Origin of the sequence: Microcoleus sp. OTE_8_concoct_300 (genome assembly GCF_031383065.1) — a bacterium.
In the GTDB taxonomy this organism is placed as follows: Bacteria; Cyanobacteriota; Cyanobacteriia; order Cyanobacteriales; family Microcoleaceae; genus Microcoleus.
Window position 1 is genome coordinate 1 of the sequence record NZ_JANMZH010000212.1, and the last position, 7,038, is coordinate 7,038.

At 46.4% G+C, this 7,038-nt stretch carries 9 protein-coding genes; 7 read left to right on the plus strand and 2 right to left on the minus strand.

What is annotated here, in order from left to right:
* Nucleotides 1-177 precede the first annotated feature (177 nt).
* Together ACUVJL_RS10475 and ACUVJL_RS10480 are read right to left on the minus strand one after the other, a co-directional pair.
* Entirely contained in the window at nucleotides 178-888 is a 711-nt protein-coding gene (locus ACUVJL_RS10475) for a hypothetical protein (RefSeq protein WP_445245787.1), read from the minus strand.
* A 29-nt stretch (nucleotides 889-917) separates the two neighbouring features.
* The gene (locus tag ACUVJL_RS10480) at nucleotides 918-1,634 is read right to left on the minus strand and encodes an actin-binding WH2 domain-containing protein (protein WP_445245788.1); all 717 of its coding nucleotides are present in this window, start codon (nucleotides 1,632-1,634) and stop codon (nucleotides 918-920) included.
* Nucleotides 1,635-2,137: 503 nt separating this feature from the next.
* On the opposite strand from ACUVJL_RS10480, the gene ACUVJL_RS10485 reads away from it, so the two are divergent.
* The 7 genes from ACUVJL_RS10485 (at nucleotide 2,138) to ACUVJL_RS10515 (ending at nucleotide 6,728) form a co-directional block, all read left to right on the plus strand.
* The gene (locus ACUVJL_RS10485; protein WP_445245789.1) at nucleotides 2,138-3,376 is read left to right on the plus strand and encodes a tyrosine-type recombinase/integrase; all 1,239 of its coding nucleotides are present in this window, start codon (nucleotides 2,138-2,140) and stop codon (nucleotides 3,374-3,376) included.
* A 328-nt stretch (nucleotides 3,377-3,704) separates the two neighbouring features.
* Entirely contained in the window at nucleotides 3,705-4,652 is a 948-nt protein-coding gene (locus ACUVJL_RS10490) for a hypothetical protein (RefSeq protein ID WP_445245790.1), read from the plus strand.
* Nucleotides 4,649-4,999: a hypothetical protein gene (locus ACUVJL_RS10495; protein ID WP_445245791.1), complete on the plus strand. Its 351-nt coding sequence runs from the start codon at nucleotides 4,649-4,651 to the stop codon at nucleotides 4,997-4,999. Before ACUVJL_RS10490 ends, ACUVJL_RS10495 begins: the two co-directional genes overlap by 4 nt.
* Complete coding sequence (locus tag ACUVJL_RS10500) at nucleotides 4,992-5,450, plus strand: hypothetical protein (protein WP_445245792.1); 459 nt, start codon at nucleotides 4,992-4,994, stop codon at nucleotides 5,448-5,450. Before ACUVJL_RS10495 ends, ACUVJL_RS10500 begins: the two co-directional genes overlap by 8 nt.
* Before the next feature lie 8 nt (nucleotides 5,451-5,458).
* Nucleotides 5,459-5,935: a hypothetical protein gene (locus ACUVJL_RS10505; RefSeq protein WP_445245793.1), complete on the plus strand. Its 477-nt coding sequence runs from the start codon at nucleotides 5,459-5,461 to the stop codon at nucleotides 5,933-5,935.
* Entirely contained in the window at nucleotides 5,932-6,201 is a 270-nt protein-coding gene (locus ACUVJL_RS10510) for a hypothetical protein (protein ID WP_445245794.1), read from the plus strand. Before ACUVJL_RS10505 ends, ACUVJL_RS10510 begins: the two co-directional genes overlap by 4 nt.
* A complete protein-coding gene (locus ACUVJL_RS10515; protein WP_445245795.1) occupies nucleotides 6,189-6,728 on the plus strand; it encodes a hypothetical protein in 540 nt (179 codons plus the stop codon). The genes ACUVJL_RS10510 and ACUVJL_RS10515 overlap by 13 nt, the downstream gene beginning before the upstream one ends.
* Nucleotides 6,729-7,038: the final 310 nt, after the last annotated feature.

The window sequence follows — 7,038 nt, forward strand, 5'->3', positions numbered from 1 at the left end:
GGCCAAGTCAAAATGCAGGTGATTGGTGCTTTGATGCGAAAGTTAGTGCATTTAGCTTTTGGGATTTTAAAATCCCAAAAGCCTTTCGACCCCAATTATTTGACTGCTACCCCTTGACAGTTCAAGACAGTATCTACAGGAATCAGGGTAATCGACCGGACATGATATAAGTCCTATTTACTTGCCATTTTGTAACTTTCTTACCTCTTTGTGCACGCTCATCCCAATTTCCAGAGCCTCATTCAGCAACCGCCCGTATTCAGTCGCCCGATCGCTCACATCCACCGCCATCAAAGCAGCCAAATTACTTTCAATATTAGCAAATAACTCGTAACGGCGACCGATAAAATCCTTATTTTCCCTAAGAATTCTTTCTGTCCGCAAAGCACAAACCAAACTTTCCCTAGTAATCTGTAATGCCTCAATTGCATCTCCTCGGTTAATTAAATTGGCTTGTAAATTGCCAGCAGCCGTTAGGCGATCGATAATATCTAAAGCCTGAATCACCTCATGATACTTCTCAACTTCATCCAGCAGACCCGCCAGGGTTGCCAGAGGCTTTGCCTTAACCCATTTATAGACATTCCAAGCAACAGTAATCGCCAGGGACAAACCTAAAGTTATTTGTAAAACCCTGACAAATATCTCAGCATCGCTAAATGAACCAACATTATGTTGATTAGCCAGTAAAGCAACAGGCAGCGAAACAACTAATGTCAAGCAAAATATCAGCAACTCATTCAACAAAAGAGAAAACAGCTTTTTCCCGTCCCGTAATGCAGCAGGTCGGTAAAAATCCGCTGCAAAACCGTCGCTCAAAGCTATTCCGCTCAAATCCTCCAACTCCTTCTCAGGAATCTTTAGCTCATCCAAATCCGCTTGTATCACTCTTTAAAATCTCCTTAAATTGGGATTAATTACGATCCTCCCAGAGACATAATTGATTGCCACAGACTCATATAAAAATTGCTTTCTCGGTTTCGGAACAGTTGAAAAGCCATTCCCGACGACCCAAAAAACGGTCTCAGCGTCCATCCCAACTGAGTGCCAACAAACGCATAGAGTCCCAACCAAAAGCGCAAAATATTTAGCCTGATTTCTTTGCCTTCCGCATCTTGTTCGGACAGAAAGTGCATTCCTTGATAAATGAAACTTACCCCCAAAAATCCTGTGATTGCCATAATAGCAACATTCAACACCAGAAAAAAACTGTAATTGGGACTGCTTAGAAGAAAAAACAGACTGACAGGTGCAAATCCAAACAGCAAAACGCTAATCATCGCCATCGCTGTCATCAACAATGTCAAATACTGCTCAAAAGTTCGTTTTGAACCAAACATGACATTAAAAAAGTACAGGGTGGGAAAGCAGATAATCAGCGTCAGCAAGTAAAGTGCTGGCAACTTAATTGCTGAAACCAGACATTGCATCCACGTACTAGATGCACCTAATATCGCTCCGTAAATGCCAAAAAATACAGTACTAGAAATCAACAAACCGAAAATTTTAGATTTGAGCTTGACACCTTGGCGAATTTCTTCGAGAAACTGTTGCCGTTCCCGCAGCAAATACATTACTACTGAAAAATATTTCACGGGCTCTCCTTGTGACTGATGCGACTCTGAATCAGTCATACCTCAAGCTGAGTTCGATCGGCAATCTTGGCAAATCAGCGCACTCTATGTTAAGCAATTATTCTTGCAGATACAGGACTTACACAGAACCTAATTATGTAGGGTGCTCTTCTGCCACGCACCTTACCGCTATTGACTATCGGCTGGATATTTCTTGTCAAATTCTAGTCACATTGTCTCCAAATTGTATCCAAAAAGGTTATTTGATAGTCATTTCGTAGTCATTTGTAGTCATTTGATAGTCACTTTGACCCCCGACTCAGCCGTATTCTAGGCCATAAAAAACCTCAAACCGTTGATTTATCGTTGGTTTGAGGTTTTTTAGAGATAGAAGCGGGCAGCGGGAATCGAACCCGCATAGTTAGCTTGAAAGGCTGAACGAGAACAATCTTGAATCCCTTACCCGTGCAACGTTCTAGCAGTTGCGACACAAAGCAGACAGGGAATTGTATTCATTCTGTATTCAAACGGGTATGATGGGGGCGTTGAGTTGACAGAATTTTATGGTCAATCTTCCACCGAGCAGAGCTAAAAAAGGCTCCGTAGTCGTCCAGACCAATGAAGGGCGGCTGCGCTTGCAGATGCCGAGATATCTTTACGGGGGCAAGCAAAAATTCCTCTACCTCAACTTGGCAGATACTCCTGAAAACTGGAAGCTAGCAGAAGCTAAGGCACAGTTGATTGAATCTGATATCAAGTTTGAGCGGTTTGACTCCACACTCAAAAAGTACAAAACCCAAACTCACTTGACCGTCGTTGAAACTGTCAAGCCTAAACCAGAACTGACGCTGACTAAATTGTTTGAGAGATATTTGGAGTTCAAGAAGCCCACGCTCAAGCCAACAACGTTCAATTACATGGTGACGGGCATTCAGAGTTATATTGACCGCTGCCCTTACCAGCCTCTATCAGAGGACAGCGCTTTGCAAGTACGCGCTTGGTTGTTAGAGGATACGACTAACAGCATGACCAAACGAGTTTTAACCCATCTAAATGCAGCGCTGAAATGGGGGATTAAATTTAAGATTGTCAAGGGTTTAACGGCTTCCCCGTTTGAAGGGATGTCGGCAGAGTTGCCCAAGCACAACTGGGAAAGTGACCCGGAGCCTAATGCTTTTACGGCTCAAGAAAAAGAGCTGGTATTGGAGGCTTTCAAGAACCACAAAGGAACGTGGAACGGGAGGGGAGAAACGGGGCAAAAGTTTTGTTTTTACTACCCTATGGTGCAGTTCTGGCTACTGACTGGATGCCGTCCCTCTGAAGCTGTAGGTTTGAGGTGGGGTGATATTGCCCCTGACTTTTCTCACATTGTGTTCAACGGGAGCATACAACACCCGAGCGGTAAGGAGACAAGGGTTGATGGCAGTAAAAACAACAAGCGGCGTAAATTTCCCTGCAATCAAGAACTGGTTCAGTTGTTGAAAAGTATTAAGCCACAAAATCTGACTGATAAAGACAGATTGGTTTTTCCGTCACCTATTAAGGGCGGGGCGATTAACTACAACAATTTTACTAAGCAGGTATGGCATAAGTTGGTTGACCCAATTACTGAAAGCACCCGCCAACATCAACAGGATTGTAAGACAACCACGCCTTACTCTTGTCGGGATACTTTTATCAGCGAACAGGTAGGCAAAGGTGTACCGAGTGCGGTGGTTGCTAAGTGGTGCGATACGTCAGAAAAAGTGATTAATGCTGTGTATTTAGACGGCAAGATTTTGGAGCATTTGCGCCCGCTTTGATACTGTTAATATGTTGATTCTACGAGCAACTTTTGCGAAACAAAACTTTACAGTCGCTGTGTTGACAAGGAACTGTAAGTCTGCAATCGTGAGTAATTAAGGAAGATTGATGCGCGACTGACTAGCACTGCAAATGCTAATCAAGTCACGACTTCCCCAAACCGTTGTGTTGGAACGTTTGGAGCCGAATAATTATGACATTTTTAGACGATTGTCTTGACGGACGATCGCAACTCTTAATGATTGAGTTTGCGAGGTTTCGTGGTGTTCGGTTTAACCGAACCCCTTTCAAGGATATGTTTTTTGCACATACCCTTGGAGGTCAGAAATGATTGCACCTGAAGTTTTGTTGGAATCTAAAACAGCCCGCGATGGACAGTTGACTCAAGTTAGCAACGAGGCTGCATCGGACGTACTCAGCAAGGCTAAGGGTTTGGTGTTTGCTTTGTGGCAAGGGACTGGGACTGCTACTACAGAACAGATGGCTGAGTATTATGAAGTGCCGACTGAAACGGTAAAGACAGTTCTAAAGCGTCACCGAGACGAACTAGAACCAGATGGATTGACTATTTTGCGAGGTAAAGCATTGAAAGAGGTAAGGTTCATTATGAACCTGACCTCAAACGAGCAACCTCACCTCACAATCTGGACACCCCGCGCGGCACTGCGACTCGGAATGTTACTGAGGGACTCAGCGGTAGCCAAGCAAGTCAGAAACGTACTGCTGGACGTTGCCCAAGCAGCCGAACCGCATGACACAAAAGATTCCCAGTCACAAACCGACATCGCTCAGATGATAGAGCTAGCTAAAATCCAAGCTCAAACCATCAACGAGCAGCAAAGGTTACTGACAGCAGCCTTAGCGACTCTCGGCAAAACCAAAGCAAAGGACAAAAAACAGCCCAAGTGGACACCGCGCAGCACCAGTCATTTGATGGAATTTGTCCGTGAAGTCGGCTTGGAACCTCAGTCTGACGGTCAGGTTTACGTTTCTGACCTCTGGCAACAGTTGCGTGACTGGTACATCAAAACTGGGGTACTGAAGGTTGAACTTGTCAAAGGCAAAGAAAAGTTAACTTGGCGCGATTTGCCAAACAAGCGGGACAACCCTGTTAAAGCTATCAACCAGGTGTATCGAAGGTTTTGTGAAATTTTTCCCAAGCTTCGGAAACAGCGGTACACGGAACGGGGTGAATTAGAGCGACGTGGCTGTAGCTACTTGACGGGGATTGGATACGTGCAGAAGTCCGCACTGACTGGGGAGGGCGAAGTATGACCTTTTTAGATGATGCCCCCTGTCTTGACGGACGATCGCAACTCTTTACGTTTAAGGCGAAAGAGTCAATTACCATTGACCGCCCGACTCTTGAGCGAATCCTTTTTCTCTTGAATGGGTGCAGAAACCATTTTGAATATTTGTGCAGCAACGATATTTTCGTGTTTGCTACAAAAAAATACCTTGCCGACCTAGACAACGTTGAATCTCGCAAAGCGCTTAATTTGCTCGGCGTCTGGACGGATACTTGGCCCGATGGGAGTGAGGAACTCGCAAATTGCTTGGATGAAGCCGTGCAATCGGTTGAGTTCATTTTGGCCGCTAGTGCTGGGGGCGGGAATGACTAAGCCTGCTGCCAGTTGTCGCCGGATTGACCAACTCAGGGCGCGAGCTTTTAACTGCGGATTCACCAATGAAGACGCCAGACAGTTTGGAAAACTCAGCAAAACTGCCACATGGGAAGCGCTGCTAGAACTGTACCTCGTTGACGGTGAAACGCTAGACACAGTGCTAGACACACCACTAGATACTGTAGACACAACACCTGAACCGCTTGATTTACATGGTGTAGACAGTGTAGACACGATTGACTGGACTAACGACGGTTCATTCCCTGTGTGTTTCACCCGCCAGAATTCCACCAGCTTTTTAGACTGGGTTGACTTCGGGCAATTCATCGCACTCGTACTCGCATCGGCGGGGGTCTTTGTGTTGGCTATGACTATGTGGCGACAAATCAATCCCCTGAATTTATTTCCTCCCGTCCGCGTCAACATTCAAATAGGAGCACAAAGATAATGGGATTAATGACAACTTTATTTGGCGGCGGAAGCTCCAAAGATATCAGCACCAAAAGTAAGGTAATTGGGAAGGCGACCGATGCGACTGTTATTTCGCCGCTAAATCCTGGGAAGTTTGGCAGCGTCCGCAGTACGCCGATTGTTGAGGCTCCGCGCTACTTTACCAAAGAAGAAACGGACGCAATGAAGGCTTTGGCAAAGGACAAAACAGAGGGGGCGCGACAGGCTAAGCGTGCATACAAAGCACTCTCAAGAATTGAAGAAGCAGATGCAAAAGTCCATAAATCGCATCGGGCTTACGAGTCAAGCGTTGCCACTAACGAGCTAACGAAAAAGCGCGCGGACGTGAAGCACGCCAAGAACTTACACGCACTCCGCCCAGGGTACGCTCGCCTAGGTGTCGGATTGGAAAAAGCCGAAACTGATGCTGCTGCGCGGATTGAAGCCATCAGGACTAAGCTTTTGGGAGGTGGGGATAAATGATTAAAGCGATCGCACTCGGTAACAACTTTTTGCTGACTGCGATCGCCTCCAGTTTCCTCTGCTGGCTGGCGTCGCTTCATCATTCCTTACTGCTGTTTGTGCAAGCCTTATTTGCCCTCAAACTCATCCTCAGCGCTACTGCTTGGCTTCTAGATGATGCCATCATCGCCATTCTGAAAATCGAGCTGTTACAACTGCGCTTCCGGTTGATTGCCAGCACGATCGGCGCGCTTGTAGGTGTGGGGGTGATGCTATGTCGCTCTTGAAAATCTCAGCTCTTACAGTGTCAGGCGTCACGCTGTGGCTGGCTCCCCCGTTTGTTTTTTCTCGAAAAATTCCCCTGCATAATTTTCTGCAAGGTGTCGCCCTGGTGTCTGGTTTCGCTTGTGCTTTTGAGGCTCGCCGTTGTGCTTTAAAGGCGGCAAAAACTGAGGAATTTGAGGCTATGAAAGATGCTGCGGTTGCCGCCGATGTAGTTGATTCCATAGCAACATCAGCTTACGTTAGCGAACAGCAACGACGGAACGAGGCGGAACTCTTGATTGCATCCGACAGCAACAGAGAACTGCTAGAACGCGCACTAGCACTAAGTTCTGAGGGCGAAGAAGCAGAGAACGTTCAACTAGCCCAGAATTCCGACCACGAACTCCGAGAACGGATTCTGCAATTGCAGGCTCGTGGTTATGGCAAGGCAAAAATCATCCTTGAAATTTGGGGCGTAACTAAGGGTGGCTCCCCTAAATACAAAGCAGCAGAGGCTGAGTATAAACGCTTAGCAGAAGAAGTAGGATGAAATCGTGGGCCGGGGGGGGAGCTAAGCGTGGCCCGCCCCCCCCGGCCGCGTTATAGGAGCGCCGCAGGCCCGGAGTAAAATAACCGGGTCGAGTGATACCCGGTAAACATCCCACAAAAACACAAAACATGATATAGTATAAAATTTCAAAAATTTACACCCAAAAGTAAGCAACTGGCAAAAATTTTGAGTGGCGGGCGTTCTTGCCTAGATTATGGATTTAATGCAAAAGCTCCGGGAACGTCCGACGCCAAAATTTAGCGAAGCGGTTGCCAGTTGCGGTCGGGTAAGCCCTAGAATATAGAGCAAG